The organism is Pseudomonas sp. RIT357 (assembly GCF_000632245.1).
Classification (GTDB): domain Bacteria; phylum Pseudomonadota; class Gammaproteobacteria; order Pseudomonadales; family Pseudomonadaceae; genus Aquipseudomonas; species Aquipseudomonas sivasensis.
Genome location: NZ_JFYX01000006.1, coordinates 73,155 through 90,225 on the forward strand (window position 1 = coordinate 73,155; position 17,071 = coordinate 90,225).

General features: G+C 55.1%; 16 protein-coding genes. 1 reads left to right on the plus strand and 15 read right to left on the minus strand.

Features of this window, described 5'->3' with window-relative positions:
* From BW43_RS20745 to BW43_RS20735, 3 genes are all read right to left on the minus strand, one after another.
* Positions 1–1,320, minus strand: coding sequence for an Nramp family divalent metal transporter (locus BW43_RS20745; protein WP_032885360.1), 1,320 nt, complete (start codon positions 1,318–1,320; stop codon positions 1–3).
* A 40-nt stretch (positions 1,321–1,360) separates the two neighbouring features.
* A complete protein-coding gene (locus BW43_RS20740) occupies positions 1,361–2,914 on the minus strand; it encodes a DUF726 domain-containing protein (RefSeq protein ID WP_032885361.1) in 1,554 nt (517 codons plus the stop codon).
* A 94-nt stretch (positions 2,915–3,008) separates the two neighbouring features.
* A complete protein-coding gene (locus tag BW43_RS20735; protein ID WP_032885362.1) occupies positions 3,009–3,791 on the minus strand; it encodes a helix-turn-helix domain-containing protein in 783 nt (260 codons plus the stop codon).
* Positions 3,792–3,894: 103 nt separating this feature from the next.
* On the opposite strand from BW43_RS20735, the gene BW43_RS20730 reads away from it, so the two are divergent.
* Positions 3,895–4,776: an EamA family transporter gene (locus BW43_RS20730; protein ID WP_032885363.1), complete on the plus strand. Its 882-nt coding sequence runs from the start codon at positions 3,895–3,897 to the stop codon at positions 4,774–4,776.
* A 22-nt stretch (positions 4,777–4,798) separates the two neighbouring features.
* Here BW43_RS20730 and cysC read toward each other — a convergent pair whose 3' ends face one another.
* The 12 genes from cysC to BW43_RS20670 all read right to left on the minus strand — a co-directional run bounded on the left by cysC (position 4,799) and on the right by BW43_RS20670 (position 16,755).
* Positions 4,799–5,419: an adenylyl-sulfate kinase gene (cysC, locus tag BW43_RS20725; RefSeq protein ID WP_032885364.1), complete on the minus strand. Its 621-nt coding sequence runs from the start codon at positions 5,417–5,419 to the stop codon at positions 4,799–4,801.
* Positions 5,420–5,537: 118 nt separating this feature from the next.
* Positions 5,538–6,494, minus strand: a complete 957-nt coding sequence (locus BW43_RS20720; protein WP_032885365.1) for a sulfotransferase — start codon at positions 6,492–6,494, stop codon at positions 5,538–5,540.
* 105 nt (positions 6,495–6,599) lie between these two features.
* On the minus strand, positions 6,600–7,631 hold the full coding sequence (locus BW43_RS20715; RefSeq protein WP_081797632.1) for an acyltransferase: 1,032 nt from the start codon (positions 7,629–7,631) through the stop codon (positions 6,600–6,602).
* A gap of 223 nt (positions 7,632–7,854) precedes the next feature.
* Positions 7,855–8,571, minus strand: a complete 717-nt coding sequence (locus BW43_RS20710; RefSeq protein WP_032885367.1) for a cytidylyltransferase domain-containing protein — start codon at positions 8,569–8,571, stop codon at positions 7,855–7,857.
* Entirely contained in the window at positions 8,568–9,218 is a 651-nt protein-coding gene (hisH, locus tag BW43_RS20705) for an imidazole glycerol phosphate synthase subunit HisH (protein WP_032885368.1), read from the minus strand. The genes BW43_RS20710 and hisH overlap by 4 nt, the downstream gene beginning before the upstream one ends.
* Complete coding sequence (gene hisF, locus BW43_RS20700) at positions 9,211–9,972, minus strand: imidazole glycerol phosphate synthase subunit HisF (protein WP_032885369.1); 762 nt, start codon at positions 9,970–9,972, stop codon at positions 9,211–9,213. The genes hisH and hisF overlap by 8 nt, the downstream gene beginning before the upstream one ends.
* Complete coding sequence (locus tag BW43_RS20695) at positions 9,969–11,288, minus strand: N-acetyl sugar amidotransferase (protein ID WP_338105013.1); 1,320 nt, start codon at positions 11,286–11,288, stop codon at positions 9,969–9,971. Before BW43_RS20695 ends, hisF begins: the two co-directional genes overlap by 4 nt.
* A 403-nt stretch (positions 11,289–11,691) precedes the next feature.
* Positions 11,692–12,378, minus strand: coding sequence for an acetyltransferase (locus BW43_RS20690; protein ID WP_032885371.1), 687 nt, complete (start codon positions 12,376–12,378; stop codon positions 11,692–11,694).
* Positions 12,375–13,460: an N-acetylneuraminate synthase gene (gene neuB, locus BW43_RS20685; RefSeq protein WP_032885372.1), complete on the minus strand. Its 1,086-nt coding sequence runs from the start codon at positions 13,458–13,460 to the stop codon at positions 12,375–12,377. Before neuB ends, BW43_RS20690 begins: the two co-directional genes overlap by 4 nt.
* A 3-nt stretch (positions 13,461–13,463) precedes the next feature.
* Positions 13,464–14,618, minus strand: coding sequence for a UDP-N-acetylglucosamine 2-epimerase (gene neuC / locus BW43_RS20680; RefSeq protein WP_032885373.1), 1,155 nt, complete (start codon positions 14,616–14,618; stop codon positions 13,464–13,466).
* On the minus strand, positions 14,615–15,766 hold the full coding sequence (locus tag BW43_RS20675) for a LegC family aminotransferase (RefSeq protein ID WP_032885374.1): 1,152 nt from the start codon (positions 15,764–15,766) through the stop codon (positions 14,615–14,617). Before BW43_RS20675 ends, neuC begins: the two co-directional genes overlap by 4 nt.
* 8 nt (positions 15,767–15,774) lie before the next feature.
* Positions 15,775–16,755, minus strand: coding sequence for an NAD-dependent 4,6-dehydratase LegB (locus BW43_RS20670; protein WP_032885375.1), 981 nt, complete (start codon positions 16,753–16,755; stop codon positions 15,775–15,777).
* Positions 16,756–17,071: the final 316 nt, after the last annotated feature.

Sequence of the window (17,071 nt, forward strand, 5' to 3'; positions counted from 1 at the left end):
TCAAAACACCCATTGCCCAATCAACCAAGCATTCGCCCCACTGATCACCACAAATAGAAACCACACCAACACCCTGGTGGGCAGGCTATTCACAAACGGTCCCATCAGTTGCTTGTCGCCAGTCATGCGAATCAGCGGATACAGCGCAAACGGCAGCTGCAGGCTCAGCACCACCTGGCTCAGGATCAGCAATTTGCCGATGGCATCGTCACCCATCAGCCACACCCCGAGAAACGCCGGGATCAGCGCCAGCCCCCGGGTAATCAGGCGCCGCTGCCAGCAGGGAATGCGCAGGTTCAGGTAGCCTTCCATAATCACTTGTCCGGCGATGGTGCCGGTAAACGTCGAGCTTTGCCCGGACGCCAGCAAGGCGACGCCGAACAGGATGCTGGCAAAGGCGCCACCCACCAACGGATCGAGCAGGTGGTAAGCATCCTGGATTTCCACCACGTCGGTGTGGCCGGTCTTGTGGAATGCGGCGGCGGCGAGTACCAGGATGGCGGCATTAACCAGCAGGGCCAGAGCCAGGGAGCCGATGGTATCGATGCGCGCCAGCTTGACCGCGTCCTGTTTGCTGGCCAGGTCTTTACCGATCAGGCGGGTCTGCACGATTGAGCTGTGCAGGTAGAGATTATGGGGCATCACCGTAGCGCCCAGAATGCCGATGGCCAGGTACAGCGGCGCGGCATCGCTGATGGCCGACAGTGACGGCGTGAAGCCGCTGAAGACGTCCGGCCAATACGGTTTGATCAACACCAGCTCGATAAAGAAACACACCCCGATGGTCGCCACCAACGCCAGCATGATCGCTTCCAAGCGGCGAAAGCCTCGGTTTTGCAGGGCAAGGATCAGCAGCGTGTCAAAGGCCGTGATCACAATACCGGTCGTCAGGGAAACGCCTAGCAGGAGGTGAAACGCCAAGGCGCAGCCGAGCACTTCGGCCAGGTCGGTGGCAATGATGGAGATTTCCGCCAACGCCCATTGGGTGCGGGCGGAGCGCTTGCTGTAGCGCTCGCGGCATAGCTGCGCCAGGTCTTTGCCGGTGGCGATGCCCAGTCGCGAGCACAGGCACTGCACCGCCATCCCCGCCAGGCTGGCCAGCAGCACCACAAATAAAAGGCTGTAGCCGTAGCGCGAACCGGCCTCGATGGCCGTAGCCCAGTTGCCCGGGTCCATGTAGCCAATGGAGATCAGCAGGCCGGGGCCGGCAAACATGAGGGCACGCTTGAAGAACGACGCCTTGGGATCAACGGCGACAGAGCCCGCCACTTCCGGCGGGCAGAACGGGGCGGTAGCAATTTTAGGCAGGCTGAATTTCACGCGGTATCCCAGGCAAACACACTCGACACCGCGCAGCTTATCAGTCGGACGCGACCGTGCGCATCACCGTGTCCCGTGGCAGGTCAAACGCTTCCACCACCTGCACCACGAGGTCCATCTCCTGGTTCAGCGCCTCACGCTCCATGCGCTGGCGAATCACACCGATCACCAACACCGCCAGCGTCGTAATCGAATACGCCGGACCGGAAAACGCCCGAACACCACTCACCAGCAGCATCGCGGCCGCCAGTGCCTGCCCCACCACCGGAATCGCTGAGGCCGCCCCACGACGCAGGATAAACCCGGTCAGCCCCGCCAGCGCCGTGCCGCTCAAAGCCGTGGTGGCCGAGCGCCCAACGTCGAAACGCTTGAACAGGCCCTGCTCTTTTTGCGCGGCCGCCTTGAGCTCCGCGTCGAAGACCTGCCGGTCGGCATTACTGAGCTTGTCCTTGTACTGCTCGATCAGCTTTTGCGCGACCTGGGTTTCGATCTCTGCCAGCGCAACCGTTTCAAGCGACTCGTCAAACTTGATCCCCAGGCGCTGCGCCACGTCTTCGGCGATCTGGCGATAACTTACGCCATGCCCACGAGCCAGGTTCATAAAGCTATCGCCGCCCATGCGCTGTAACTCGATGGCCAGTTTGAGCGGCTCGCGCACCTTGGCATCAATCGATGCACTGCGCTTTTGCGCCATCAGTTCGGCGAGGAATTTCAACTCCTCCGGCCGCGCCTGCACCAAGGCTGGGAACAGTTCCACATCCTCCTCGGCAAAGCGCACCTCGCTGCTGCGCTGGTCGGAGCGGATCATGCCGCGTCGCTCGTGCAACAGGTCGGTGTACTGCACCACCGTCTGCAATTGCGGCCAATAGGCGGCGTGATCGAAGGTAGCCAAGTGCACATTGGTGATCTTGGCCTTGAGTGCCGGCGTCACCTCAATTGCATAACGACCAATGCAGCGCTCGGTGTCCGGCTTAATGGCCAACGCCCAATCCTTGCTGGAGTGGCAGTTGATCAGCCGGCCCTTGAGTGGCGCCGACACCTCATCCCACGGGCTCGACGTGCAGATCGCCCCGCCCATCAGCAGTAGATTGTCCAACGGCAGTTCCCGCGCAGTTTCAGGGCTGGCCAGGAGGCTCTTGACCAGAATCCGCGCGCCCAGGGAATGGCCGATCAGGTTGATACGCCGCACGTTCAGCGACTCACCGTGCAGGAAACCCGCCAGCTCCGGCAGCAAACTCTTGGCCACTTCGTCCACCCGCGCCTCGACGCTTTTGTAGTGGTCGAGGAAATAGGCAATCGCCTTGCCCACGCCGACGGTCGCTGCGCCGACACTGCCGCCGCCGAGCATCGCGCCGATCACGTCCTTGAAAGGCGCAAACAGGTTTTCCAGGAAGTGCCCCGCGGGCCAGAACAGCATCAGGTTGGTGGAGCCTTCGATGCCCGCCAACTGCGCCTTGAAATTGCCCAGTTGTTGCCGGTTGAAAAACGCCGAATAACCGTGAACATAGAGATTGAGCACGTCCCCCTTAGGCTCGCCACACAGTAGGAATGTGGGCTTGCGGGTGCGGTGCATTTCATCCCACTGGTGTTGCATTGGGCGGTGACTCCGGGTGACAAGGGTGGGCGATAGTAACAAAGGCAAGGCCCAAGGGAGGTGAATCCTGACCGACGTGGCAGCAGCAAACGCCTCAGAACTGCGCGCCAGCCTTTGAGTTCGCCAGGTAGCGCGCCGGAGAATCCCCCAGGTTGCGCCGGAACACCGACGTGAACGCACTGGAACTGCTGAAACCCAACCCGAGCGCCACCTCGGTGATGGAAGCGCCATGGCTTAGGCGTGCAGTGGCTTCCAGCAGGCACACCTGCTGGCGCCAGGACACAAACGTCATCCCCGTGCTTTCCTGGAAATGGCGGGTGAACGTGCGTCGACTCATGTTCGACCACTCAGCCATCTCGTCGAGGGTGATTTTTTGCGTGGGCGCCTCCAGGAAACGCTGACAGGCCCGCGCCAGCCGTGGTTCGCCAGGCAATGGCGCGCTGAGGGGCACCTCAGGCATGGCGCCGATTTCATCAATCAACAGCGTCAACACGCAGCGATGCCTCACATTGAGTGGCATTGAGGGATCGATAGCCAGCGCCGCCTCCAGCAAATGCCTGAGCAAGGGCGACACTTCAAACACCTGACAGCGCGCTTGCAACCCCGCGCGCAGGACGGCATCGGCGTTCAGGTAGGTATTGAGCATCACCACCTCCCCGCGCATCTGCATTTCATGGGGCACACCACCGGGCACCCAAATCGCCCGCTGCGGCGGCACCACCCAATTGCCGAGGTCGGTGAACATTTTCAACGCACCGGTGGAGGCATAGGCGAACTGCCCACGCGCATGCGTGTGCCGCTCGAAAACAGTGCCATTGGGGTATTCGCGTAGCGTCACCACGGCGTCAGGGCTGGAAAAATCAAAGGCTGGAATCATGGCCCGATCTTGTCAAAAGTTGACCTGACATAGCAAGCGGGCCAATCGAACTGCCCCTAACATCAACGCCCTTAAAGAAGCGTCATGACCTAGGGAACACTCCATGCTGAAAAAACACTTGGCGCTAGCCGTGCTCGTCACCCTGGTGTGGGGAGTGAATTTCCCCATCACCCAATTGGGCCTGCGCTCGGTCGACCCCTTTGTGCTCACCGGCATCCGCTTTGCCTTGGCAGCCCTGCCCCTGGTGTTCTTCATCAAGCGCCCCGCCGTCAAGTTCAGCTACGTAGCCGCCTACGGTTTTATCTTCGGGCTGGGCATGTGGGGCGTAATCAACTACGGGATCCAGATCGGTGTGAGCCCTGGTATTGCTTCATTGATCATCCAACTCAGCGTGTTCTTCACCATGGGTTGGGGTTTTTTACTGTTCAAGGAGAACATCCGCAAGGCGCAGATCGTCGGCGCCTTGCTGGCGCTCAGCGGACTGGCGGGCATCATTTCCACTCAGGAAGGCAACCACGCCGTCCTTGGGGTGATGTTGATCGTATTGAGTGCGCTGGCCTGGAGCGTGGGCAACGTCATCATCAAGAAGTCCGGGGTCAAGGAGATCTTCTCGTTCATGGTATGGGCCAGCCTGTTTCCGCCGATTCCACTGTTCCTCATGGCCTGGTGGATGCATGGCAGTAGCCCGTTCGAAGGCTTGAACGCCAGCCTCGACCTGGCAGCGATACTGTCCATCCTGTTCCAGGTGTACCTGGCCACGCACTTTGCCTACTGGGGCTGGAACTCGCTGCTAAAACTGTACCCCGTGTCCACAGTGGCGCCGCTGTCGTTGCTGATTCCCGTATTCGGGATCAGCAGTTCGATGTTGATCATCGGTGAGCACGTTTCCACGCCGAACCTGATTTCGATTGCAATCATCATCGTCGGGTTGGCGGTGGGGTTAGTTCCCCGCTACGGACCGCGCTTGAGCGAAAACACAAAATAGTCTTCGACCCAAAAGCCGTCCATCAACGATCAACTTTCGTAGGAATATGCTCAGCAACGTAATCTACTAGCTGTTTAAGGCTTTGCTCGAACGTCTGGTTAGCCGTATCAATGATCAAATCAGGGTTCAAGGGCGGCTGGTAAGGCGCATCTATACCCGTGAAGTCGAGAATTTCTCTGGCTCGGGCCTTGCGGTACAAACCCTTGGGGTCACGTATCTCACACGTTGCAAGGTCTGCCGCAATATAGATTTCATGGAAAGACGTGTTGCCGGCTGCGGCACGAGCGCGCGCACGCCCTTCGCGATAGGGGGAGATAAACGCAGTGATACAAATCATGCCCGCATCTGCAAATAGTGCGGCTACTTCACCGACCCGCCGTATGTTCTCTGTCCTGTCGTCTTCTGAAAATCCCAGGTTGGCATTAAGTCCTTTGCGAATATTGTCTCCATCCAGTGTGTAGCACGCGCAGCCAGACCTCAGTAGATGCGCCTCCAAGGCCATCGCCAAACTCGACTTTCCGGACGCAGAAAGGCCCGTAAACCAAATCACAGCGCCTTTTGTCCCCATGTAATGGGCGCGCTCAGCCTGGGTCACATGGTGACTGACAGACGTCAGGTTAGAGGTATTGACAGGCGATTTCATAAGCGTGATCCCGCGTATCCCAACGCATGAATTAGAACTCGCCGAGCTTTCAGCTCAGCACCGTCTGATTGTAGAAAATAGTCTTGGGCGCATCAGTCGTGAGGAACTTGTGAGGCGATCACTCACCAACGTCTGCCAGGTAACTGGATAAATACTCACTCGGAAAAGAGTGCCCTCTCAATCCGTCCAAGCCACTAATAATTCCCTCACGCCATTTCTCAAGAAGTACTGTTGAGACATGGCGTTTATCTACGCTGACCCCAGCCGCGCTTAGTAAGCGTCGGCTTCGTCGCATGGAGTTGGGGTCATTTTCAACGTAATACGATAGAAAGCTGCGCTTTATCGAATTCAAATGAGGTAGCAGGAACGGTTCGGGCTTTCCTTGTTGATCTGCTGAAAGTACTTTTACAATTCGATTCAGCACTCGCATGGCCTGAAGTTCATGCCCGGTCAGTGAGCGGTTATGTTGAATACTCTCTGGGGAACGAGGCCTCAAGGTAAAGCCTGCGTGCCCCTCAATCATGTCGTAGAAACGACCGGGGTCGTCACGCAGCAACTCTACGGGAATAACCAGTACGTTTGATGCGCCAAACAGGGAAGCGTAAAGATCATACAACTTCGCGTAATTCAATAACCCGAGCAACATGGCATGCCAGCGTTCGGTAAACACACGAGGGTTTTCAGAAGCGCCCTCTTTCACCGCCTGATTGTAGTAGCTGTCCACAAACGACAACGGGCTTCTTGTCACAATCAGCACTTTAGCGTCGGGTAACTCATGCTTCAGCGCCGCCGCGACCAGGCGTTGGTACGTTTGAATTTCAAGTGCCGTTACCGGTCTCGGCGCCCAGCCGCAGAGTTCTTCACAGCTCACGAAAACAGGGGCATCTGCCCGTGGTTGGTGTGGCGCTATATTCGACTCCCCCGGACCGTCTAGATAAGCTTCCAGCGAAGCCGCGTGAACAATATTCTGGGCGTAATTGTGCCATTGAAGCACCTGTACGTCGCCCCGCTGCTGTGCCGCGGCTTGTATGTAAGTTGACGCTGACTTGGGGAGGCCAATGTGAATAAGCTTCATTAAATATCCTGTCGAGGGTACCCCGATAACGATCGGCGCCACCCCATGAGTAAATTTAGCGCCCCGCGGCAGTCTGCCGGCGTTAGCCTAGGTCGGTTTCGTCACCTACCCTATAACCAGCGCTTCCTTAGGAGTGATCAACTTTCTTTTCAGCCAGACACGTAATGTGATGTGTTTATTCTCCAGCAACCACGCGCACATTGCAGCAAACATAATGCATATAAATACTGACAGCCAGGCATTAGACACGCGCGATGGATCTATATATTGCGCCACCAGAACACGAATCGGCTCATGTGTCAGATACAACGCATAGGACACATATGCACCCTTTGCAGTCACCCACCTGACGGGGGAAGGAATACGAAGATCCTTGCTTGCCAATACGACCAGCATCAGCCCTACACCCGAAAGAATTAGAAGCTGTAAGTCATACATATTTATCTGACTGGCAAGCGAGAGTTTTTGAAATTTCCAGAGAATCCCAGCCACAACAGCCATGAGGGGGACAACAACCTGCCGCCACCCCATCTGAGGCGCATAGACAAATATAGCTGCGCAGGCGGCACCCAGAAACCACTCCCATGCTACCGATTCCCAGACTGTGAAATACCCCACCACCAGTGTCGCGGGGCATGACAGCAGTACCGCAAGCGATTTCTCAATCTTTCCCATCGACCTCCAAAAAAAGGCAATACCGAAAAAGACATAGAGCCACCACTCAATAGCTATCGTCCAAAGAACACTGTTTCCCCCATAGATATTTATAGGCGGGACGCCTCCGATCATCCTGGCGAAAGGCGTGTGCTGAAGCTGAAAAAGGTGCCCAACAGAATCCCAAGCCGTTGGCGGAGCACGGCCCAAAACAACAACACAAACCAAAAATGTAATCATCAGCCCCGGAATATATAAAACATATATCCTGCTAAAGCGATCTATCATGTACTCGCCAAAACTGTACTTTTTCTTACTCAAGCATTGGTAGACGATAAGAAATCCTGAAAGCCAAAAAAACACAACTACCGCCAAGCTTTGAAATGGCATCACCTTACCAAACCAACTATCAGGAACTACTAATGAAAACGTATGCCCTACTAAAACTACAAAAGCAGCCAACGCTCGTATTGCATCGAGCATGGTTGACTGACCAGCGGTTAATCTATTAATCACAAAAAGCTACCTTCTTTATTATTAGTCAAAATACCATTCAGACATTTGTGACTTTATTGGAATAAAGAGATAAACGCTTTTTGGCCATATTATTATGCGCCCACTGCGGGCTGCACCTGCAAATAACCAGAATGCCCAGCACACACACAAAAAAAACCGCCATTCAAATGAGAATGACGGCTTTTAAAACTTAATCGTTTCTTGGCGTAAGGCCATATATCGCAGCCTGTTCCAGCATGCGTACCGCAATGTCCCAATCCTCGAGAGTATCAATATCGAGCGACTCGCGACTGTCCGTCATTACTAACGGCACGGTCCCGGGGCCTAAAAAACGCTTCTGCTCACGAAGAACATCTGGCGCCAGCAGGTAAATGGCCCCGTCCAATGTGTAGGCCGGTTCCAGGTCCTGCGATCGCTTCGACAGGCTCTCCCAACCAAGGAAAGGCGTCATGGTGTCCCCTTCCAGCCTGAAACACCAAGCGGGATGAGAGCTGGCTGCTGCAACACTGACAACGGAGCGGGAAACATCCTGCTGATACTGCAATACCGCACGCCGAATGGATTCTGCCGAACGAAAGGGCGAGGTGGGCTGAAGCAACATGACACCATCCACGGCGCCGTGAGCGGTTTCATATTCATCCAGCACCTGCACCACTACGTCAAAACTGCTGGCGATATCAGTGGCCAAATGCGCAGGCCTCATACTGAGGACACTGCCACCAAACGTGCGGGCAACGTCCGCAATAGCAACATCATCCGTCGAGATCACGACATCGGTAACAACGCCACTTTGCTGCGCAGCTTCAATTGTCCATGCAATCAACGGCCGCCCACCCAGAACCTTGATGTTCTTTCCGGGTAGCCGTTTGGATCCGCCCCTCGCGGGTACGATTGCCAGGATTTTCATTTCAGCGCCACAAAGTCGCGCAACATCGACAACCCGACCTTGCCACTTTTTTCCGGATGAAATTGAGCGCCCCACACATTGTCGCGCCCGATAACCGCCGCCACAGCCGTATCGCCGTACCGGCAATCCGCAACGCGATGAGCACCATCTTCAGGAACAGCCATGTAGGAGTGCACAAAATAGACCGCGCTATTGTGCGGTTCTATCGAGGCCAGCAATGTTCCTTCCCAGGAAGCACGCCCTGCGGCACAAACCAGATCTGACCAACCAATATGAGGGATTTTCAGACGCGCACCGCTCTTATCAACGGCAGGTATCGGTTCTACGGAACCTGGGATCAATCCCAACCCGTTGATAAGGCCAAACTCATGGCTGCAATCCAACAACAGCTGCATTCCAAGGCAAATGCCGAAAAGTGGCGCACCAGATGAGGCGTACTCTTTGATTGCCTGATCCATTCCGTTCGCCGACAACATCGTCATCGCATTGGAAAAGGCCCCCACACCTGGCAGTAGAACCTTAGTGGCGTCTTTCAACGCATCGGGATCGGATACCAGGTTTACGGTCGCACCGCAGTACTCAAGCGCACGACGTACGCTAAAAAGATTACCTACGCCATAATCGATAACTGTTACTACATTACTCATAGGTTCGAACCCGGATCCCGCCAGCAGAGGCTTCTGTTCGGATGTCAGCCAGCGATGCTCGCTTATAGTGAAGAATGTCAGCCATAGCTACTGCATCCGCCCCCATCCTGACCACCTCGACGGCATCTTGGGCTTTACCCATACCGCCGCTGGCAATAACAGGAATATTGACTGAATCGGTTACCGCCTGAACAAGTGCCAGATCGAAGCCTTTACGCGTTCCTTCGCGGTCGACCGAGGTCAGCAAAATCTCTCCGGCACCTAACGCTGCCGCCTGTTTTGCCCAGTCGACGACGTCAATACCCGTGCTTTCACGGCCATTGTCGGTGAACACTTCCCAACGTTCCGGCGAGACGCTTTTTGCCTCAATTGACAACACCATACATTGGCTGCCAAAGCGCCGAGCGATCTCGGTGATCAACTGCGGATTGCGGACCGCTGCGGTATTAACGGCGACCTTATCGGCACCACACCTCAGCAGATGAGCGACGTCGTCAGCCGATCGCACGCCTCCGCCGACGGTCAGAGGAATGAAGACATTCTCTGCCGCCTGCTTGATCAACTCACTCAGGCTGTTGCGCCCATAAAGACTCGCGACGCAGTCCATATAGATCAACTCATCAATGCCCTGCTCGTAGTAGCGCAGAGCATGTTCGTTAGGGGACCCGATTACGCGGAGCCCCTCAAGATGAATGCCTTTAATGAGATTGGCACCTTTCACATCAAGGCGGGCAATCAGTCGCGTGTTGCTCATTCAGCGTTAACCTGAGGATTCCAAGGCGTGTAACGCAGTTTCCACTCGCCATCAACCACATGCCACAGGTGCGGAGAACGGAAACGATCACATGTTTCCAGGAACTCTTCACGGGTCATGCTGATGTAGTCCAGGAATTCCTTTTCGTAGCGCGATGGATATTCACCTTCATAACGCTGCATCAAAGCTATTGCTTCGTCCTTGTCGATGTGATGGTTACGAATCTCTTGAGCAGAGTCCATCATCGAGCGGCCCACGCCGAATTTGATCCAACGCGTGAAGTAGAAGAAACCATCTACCTTGTCATCGAGGCTGTTGTACTTGGAGTACGTCCCCTCGGTGCGAACAGGGTTGGCTTCAAAGCCGGTATTCTCTACGGCGTAGTAGTAGGCTTCCTGCGGTACCCACTTCTTGTAGTAACCCAGGTATTTGAAATCGATACCCTTGCGCTCAAGCACTTCGGCTGGCATTGGCAGATAGCTTTTCAGGTCGACCAGCGGAACGCCTTCGTCCAGGTATTCGCCAATTTTCTTGCCACCCAGGTAAACGTCGCGGACGTCTTTGCCACCGAAATAATCCAGCGAAAAACCCTCGCTTTCCGCTACTTCATTGGCGGCAGCGTAGCTTGAGGTTTTATGGGAAATCTTTTCGCCGTACTCGCCTGGCATCTCTCCGTAGAAGATCAACGGAATATTCAGTTGCGCTGCCATTTTAGCAACGAACGTCTTCTGCCCCAGGATGAACGGCTGGAAAGGGTGCAGCAGATTGATTGTCGCGTTGCGGGTCAGCAGGCGGTGAATCTTGCCATTGGGGGTATACAGATAGTTATCGAAGCCACCGACATGCAGCCACTGCTGGAAGTTTTTCCAACCGATATCGGTATACAAGTGCGGCGACCAGGTCACGGTCAGCGGATTCATGCCGTATTTGTACTTCAGCAGGTGAGACTGCATCGCGCTGTCTTTACCACCGCTGCCACCGACGATGCAGTCATAGGTGCCGTCGGACTTACGATGCTGATTGCACAACTCGACGAGTTCGCGCTCACGCTCGTCCCAATCGATTTCACCGTCTTCCTTGAGGATGTTGAAACGGCACGCGTGACATACACCCTCTTCGTCGAAGCTCAAGGTTGTCTTGGTCGAGCCATTGCTGTGCGCGTACTCATTGCTCGACATCGGCTGCTGGTTCGACATGTTGCACTTTTTGCAGAACTTAACGTCGCGCGGCAACCCGTAATAAACTTCCAGTTCATTTTTTGGCTTGCTGAACCTTGAAAGATCTATAGATGAACTCGGGGCAATTTTCAAAACCAATCTCCAATCACGAAATTATTTATTGAACAGTGTACTTGTACGTACCAACAGCGGGTCGCTGGGTCTGTATCGCTTACGCCCCGCATGCTGCACGCGCTCGAACAACAGTGGTATATCGCTCTGACCCCCAAAATAAACGATTTCATCGATTAAAGCGGGGTCCACACGTAGATACCAGCGCTTACGTGTATTCGGTTTATCGGCCTCTCATGGAGGCCATTATTTTTGCATCTTCAGTCGCTTAACGTTTTTTCCTACCGTGTTGACTGACATCAACTGGAAACTGTTGAACGCCACTGGCATGCGTCAGACGCACAATGCTTGCGCAGCCCACTTCATGGGTTGCGACCAAGGGCCCGACAAGCGCATTTTTCCAGAGGAAGTTGGTCAACTGAGCTCATGATTATTTTGGCTCAACTTTAAATTTCGACTCACGAATCCGCATTGGAGAACTCACCACCAAATGCCCTGCTTGCAGGTCCCTGACCAACGTACTTCCCGCCGCCACGATGGCGCTCTCGCCAATACTAAGGCCTTGCAGGGTGGTGGAACCTGCGCCAACAAATGCGCCAGTCGCCACCTTGACTCCACCGCATAAAACAGCCCCGGGAGCGATGTGAACATGACTTGCGATTATACAGTCGTGATCGACCCTGGCCCCGGTATTTATGATCGTGTTGGCACCTATGACGGAATCGGGCTGAATCACTGCCCCGGCCATGACTTGGGCACCCGCCTCCAGCACTACAGTTGAGTCGATCCATGCTGCCGAGTGCAGAAGTGCTGGAAACGTATAGCCCTTGGCGGTCAGCTCCATAAAGACCTTCATCCGGCGATCGCTGCCGACAACTTGTCCCAGACCATTGACCAATGCCACCTGGGTAGGATCCAGCCCATTAAGCGCCTCGTCACCCCCCAACACCCTTACACCCCGCCAGAACTCGATACCACTCTGCGCCAGAACGGGATCGCAGACCCCCTTCACCACCGCCCCCATCGACTGAAGCAGCGCCAATAACACTTTCGCGTGCCCCCCGGCGCCAAGAATGACAAATGGAAGCAGGGAAACGTCGCGACCAGACTCCTTCATTCGATGATCTCACCGGCGCGATAGTTGCGCGAAGCCACTGCTCCGACTCGCTGCCACAACTCAGTCGCAGGCAAGCCGCTGCCAGAGCGCGCCGTGGTCAGATCGGCGCGGGCGAACCGCTGACCCGAAGTAATTTCGCGCGCCGCCACTACCTGCTGACGAGCAGCCTTGCGGGTATCCCACTCACTGGGTTGTGGCGATTTTCCCGGCTTCCCGAGGGCCAGTTCCAGCGCCCTTATCTGCCTTACCATGTCAGCAAGCTCAGCGGGCTCCAGCGATGCCTTGTGATCCGGGCCCGGCATGGAACGATCCAGCGTGAAATGTTTTTCGATTACGGTCGCACCACGAGCGACCGCGGCGACGGGCACCAGTAATCCTTCCGTATGGTCCGAGTACCCGACTTCAAGCCCGAACGCTTCTTTCAGCGTATCCATGGCCCGAAGGTTAACTTCCGCCATAGGCGTAGGGTATTGCGAAGTACAGTGCAACAGCGTGACATGGCCGGCCAATCGGCCTCTTGCCTCATCATCACTCCAGCACCGCCAAACTTCATCCATATGTGCCGGTTCGGTTTGATTACACAGTGCGTGCGCAACGATAGCCAGACCTTGCTCGACCTCACTCAGTGTCGCCATGCCCGTCGACAGAATGAGTGCCTTCCCGGTCCTGGCAAACTGCCAAAGCAACGGTCCGTTGGTCAGCTCCCCCGAAGGAACCTTGAAGAATGGAATATCCAGCGAACACAGAAAATCCAGGCTATCGCTATCAAAAGCAGTGCTGATGAACTCAATGCCACGGGCTTTGGCATGGCTTTGCAAATCAGCGTGCCAGGCGCGCGGCAGTTCAAGCTTCTGCAGCATCGCCAACTGGCTTTCAGCCGCGTCGGTCGTTTCCTGCTGATACAAGGCCTTGGGAGCACTTGCAGATGCCAATTTGCGCGCATCGAACGTCTGGAACTTTACCGCATCTGCCCCAGCGCTCGCGGCCAGGTCGACCAGTTCAAATGCCAACTCGCGCTCACCATTATGGTTTACACCAGCTTCAGCAATAACGTACACCGCATCTTTTTTGGGTAGTTTCATACGTCAACTCAAATCATGAAATGTTTTGTGACTCAATAGGTCACAAGTTTCAAGAACGGCCACAATAGCCTCGGCGACTTCACCCTGCCCATACGGGTTGGTTGTTTCCCTGCAAGACTGCGCAAATGGCGCACTCAGCGCCAACGCAAGCGCCGCGACGATGGCGTCTTTATCGGGCGGGCAGGCCAACACCGAGTCCGCGCAAAGCCGGCCGGCCTGACGCATGCCAATATTGACGGTCGGCACACCAAAAGACGGTACTTCGATGATCCCACTGGAAGAGTTGCCGACAACCGCTGAAGCGCGTGCGACGACACTGAGGTAGCGACGAAAACCCAATGAAGGGATCGCCAGGACCCGATCAGGATGACGCCCAGCAAAATCCTCCAGCAACGGAATGATCGCGCGACCACCGTTATCGGCATTCGGGTAGGTCAGAATGACGCGATAATCCGCGAATTCCTCCAGGGCCAGCAATAAGGCGTTGAAGCTTTCAACTGGATCCTCTGTCAACGCCGTGACCGGGTGGTAAGTGACCAGGATGAGCGGTGCATCCACATCAAACTGAAGGCTCTCACTTAATTCGTGTGCCGACATAAGCGGCGTGCGCTTAATGTGATCAAGCCCAACCGCTCCGACATTAAAGACCCGCTCGGGGCTTTCACCCATCTGAATGACACGCTGCCGGTAGGGCTCAGCCGCCACGAAATGCAGGTATGCCATTTTCGTGATTGCATGGCGAATGGCATCATCATATGCGCCCTCCGTCAGCTCCCCACCGTGCAAATGAACGACAGGAATGCGCATGACCAACGCCGCCTGAACAATACTCAGCGCCTCGAATCGGTCACCCAGTACCACCAACATCTCAGGGCGCAACCGATCCAGGGCATCAGCAAATCCCAGCGTACCCAATCCCATCGACTTGGCCACGCCGACGTCGGTATTGGAGGATAAAAGCATCTCGACCTTGGCGTCGATGGCAAAACCATCGTGCTCGATTTGTCGCCAGGTCTCTCCAAACTCAGGAGAAAGGTGCATGCAACTGACAATGGTTTGCAGCTCAAGCAGCTCGCTGGCCTGAATGCCTTTCATCAGCCAGTACAGCAAGCCGTACTCAGCCCGAGTCCCGGTAAATACGGCGACGCGACGTGTCATAAGCGACCCGCAGGCGGCACGCTGCTGGGCAGGTTAACGATACGCGCCTCCAGCCAATGCGAGTTAGTCAGGTCGCCCTTCAAGCAATGCTCGTAAGTGGGCAAATGGCTCATCAATTTCCAGATCGGCCGAGTCATGACACCACTGTCGTTGGTTGCTTTCAGCAGCGCGTCACGCTGCGTCCTGTCATTGCAAATAACCGCGTTCAACCAGTAATTGGATTTGCCATGCGCCGGCTCGGTAAAAAACTGCAAGTCGGTTTGTGCCAACTCATGCTTGTAATTCATTGCCAGCTTTCGCTTGGATACGAGGAATGAATCCAACTGTTCCAACTGCGCACAACCCAGGGCCGCATTAAGGTTAGGCAACCGGTAGTTGTAGCCCACTTCATCATGAACATATTCGTAGGCATGAGGCTGTTTGGCAGTGGTCGTAAGATGCTTGGCTTTGGCACCCAGTACCTCGTTGGTCAGCAGCATACCGCCACCGCCAGTGGTAATGATCTTGTTGCCATTGAAGCTGAGCGTGCCAATCAACCCGAATGTGCCGGTATGACGCTCTTTATAAGTACTGCCTAGAGACTCGGCCGCATCCTCCACCAACGCCAGCCCCCAACGAGCACAGACCTCCATGAGCGCATCAAGCGCTACGGGATGGCCAAATGTATGCATTGGTAAGCAGGCCCGGAGTGCGCGGTCGTCACTTCGCAAGCGGCAAACGCCGTCGGCGTCGATAAACGCTTCGGACTCAAGCCACGCATCCAGGGCTGTCGGCGAAAGGCCCAAGGTCTCACGATCGACATCAACGAATACAGGTTGAGCGCCACAATAGGCAATGGCATTGCATGTAGCTACAAATGTCAGGGACTGAGTGATGACCAGATCACCCGGCTTAACGCCCGCCAACAAAAGAGCTATGTGCAACGCAGCGGTACCGTTCACGGTAGCTACGGCGCGCTCACTGCCAGTGTAAACCTGCATGTCCTTCTCGAAACGATCTACAAAGGCACCAACGCTGGAGACGAAGGTCGATTCGATCGTGTCTGCTACATACTTTTTCTCGTTACCGGAGAACACCGGGGCATGCAACGGAATGAACTCATTTGTTCCGTATTGATCGCGTACAAACCGAACCAGGGCATCAAACATTTCGAGCCTCAAACGTTATAAATATTGGCTTTATATTTGCTGAGATTTTGAGGCTGGGAGAACCACTCAACCGTTTTTTCCAGGCCTTGGCGAATCGAATACTCAGGCTCAAAACCGGTAAGAGCGTGGATCTTTGAGTTATCACACCACAAGCGGAAAACTTCAGATTTCTCTGGACGCAGGCGCTGGTCATCCGTCAGGAACTCAACATCGCTATTCATCAACTCGCGAATAAGATTGAGCGTATCACCTACCGAAATCTCAAAATTCGAACCGATGTTCACCGTTTCACCGATGGCTTGCTCGCAACGAGCCAATTCCAGGAACCCACGGCACGTATCGGCGACGTAGTTGAAGTCGCGAGTCGGCGTTACATCACCCAGCTTGATCTGTTTCTGCCCGGCGGCAATCTGACTGATGATGGTGGGGATAACCGCCCGAGCAGACTGGCGAGGACCGTAGGTGTTAAATGGGCGCGCAATCGTCAATGGCAGATCAAATGCATTGAAAAAGCTCATTGCCATTGCATCAGCGCCGATTTTTGAAGCGCTGTACGGCGACTGCGCCTGAAGCGGGTGCTTCTCATCGATAGGCACATACTGGGCAGTGCCGTACACCTCACTGGTCGAGGTATGGATAATGCGCTTTACGCCGTTTTCCAATGCCGCCTGGCAAATATTCAAAGTGCCTTTGACATTAGTATCTACATAACTGTCTGGAGCGACGTAGGAATAAGGAATAGCAATCAGCGCAGCCAAGTGAAAAACGATGTCGACACCTTTAGTGATGTGCTTGCAATAGTGCGGGTCACGCACATCACCATTGAGCACCTCAATACGAGACAGGCAATCGACATCCTCGAGCCAACCCCAATAGTTGAAGGAGTTATACTGAGACAGCGCCTTTACATTATAACCTTCACGCACGAGCAGCTCGGTCAAATGCGAGCCAATGAACCCATCCGCGCCGGTCACTAAAACTGTAGTCATCGTTCAACCCTTAACGTACTTGTCCCGAAGCCCCAGAGCCCAAGACACAAAAAACAGTTACGCAAGAGTCCTACAAACGGATCCTGCTTCAAAAATTGCGACACGTGCAAAAGCACGCGCATACCACACCGCACCGAGCCGCATAGAGATAGCCTGGCTGGCAACCCGCAAGGCAATGCCATCAGAGGGAGCACATCTTGCACTGAATAGCCCGGCTTGCGCCATTAGTCGCCCAACAAGTATCCGGCAGCAACCATGACACAGCGCAGCCTACGACGCAGCGAAACCAGAGGTGGTGTAAAAAATCAAACAGGGG

Bases quoted from the DNA above. Each gene is read 5' to 3' on its own strand.
- neuC (WP_032885373.1), bottom strand. From the start codon at position 14,618: ATGACACGTCGCGTCGCCGTATTTACCGGGACTCGGGCTGAGTACGGC.
- BW43_RS20730 (WP_032885363.1), top strand. From the start codon at position 3,895: ATGCTGAAAAAACACTTGGCGCTAGCCGTGCTCGTCACCCTGGTGTGG.
- BW43_RS20670 (WP_032885375.1), bottom strand. From the start codon at position 16,755: ATGACTACAGTTTTAGTGACCGGCGCGGATGGGTTCATTGGCTCGCAT.
- hisF (WP_032885369.1), bottom strand. From the start codon at position 9,972: ATGAGCAACACGCGACTGATTGCCCGCCTTGATGTGAAAGGTGCCAAT.
- cysC (WP_032885364.1), bottom strand. From the start codon at position 5,419: ATGAAATCGCCTGTCAATACCTCTAACCTGACGTCTGTCAGTCACCAT.
- BW43_RS20675 (WP_032885374.1), bottom strand. From the start codon at position 15,766: ATGTTTGATGCCCTGGTTCGGTTTGTACGCGATCAATACGGAACAAAT.
- BW43_RS20735 (WP_032885362.1), bottom strand. From the start codon at position 3,791: ATGATTCCAGCCTTTGATTTTTCCAGCCCTGACGCCGTGGTGACGCTA.
- hisH (WP_032885368.1), bottom strand. From the start codon at position 9,218: ATGAGTAATGTAGTAACAGTTATCGATTATGGCGTAGGTAATCTTTTT.
- BW43_RS20720 (WP_032885365.1), bottom strand. From the start codon at position 6,494: ATGAAGCTTATTCACATTGGCCTCCCCAAGTCAGCGTCAACTTACATA.
- BW43_RS20715 (WP_081797632.1), bottom strand. From the start codon at position 7,631: ATGCTCGATGCAATACGAGCGTTGGCTGCTTTTGTAGTTTTAGTAGGG.
- BW43_RS20740 (WP_032885361.1), bottom strand. From the start codon at position 2,914: ATGCAACACCAGTGGGATGAAATGCACCGCACCCGCAAGCCCACATTC.
- BW43_RS20710 (WP_032885367.1), bottom strand. From the start codon at position 8,571: ATGAAAATCCTGGCAATCGTACCCGCGAGGGGCGGATCCAAACGGCTA.
- neuB (WP_032885372.1), bottom strand. From the start codon at position 13,460: ATGAAACTACCCAAAAAAGATGCGGTGTACGTTATTGCTGAAGCTGGT.
- BW43_RS20690 (WP_032885371.1), bottom strand. From the start codon at position 12,378: ATGAAGGAGTCTGGTCGCGACGTTTCCCTGCTTCCATTTGTCATTCTT.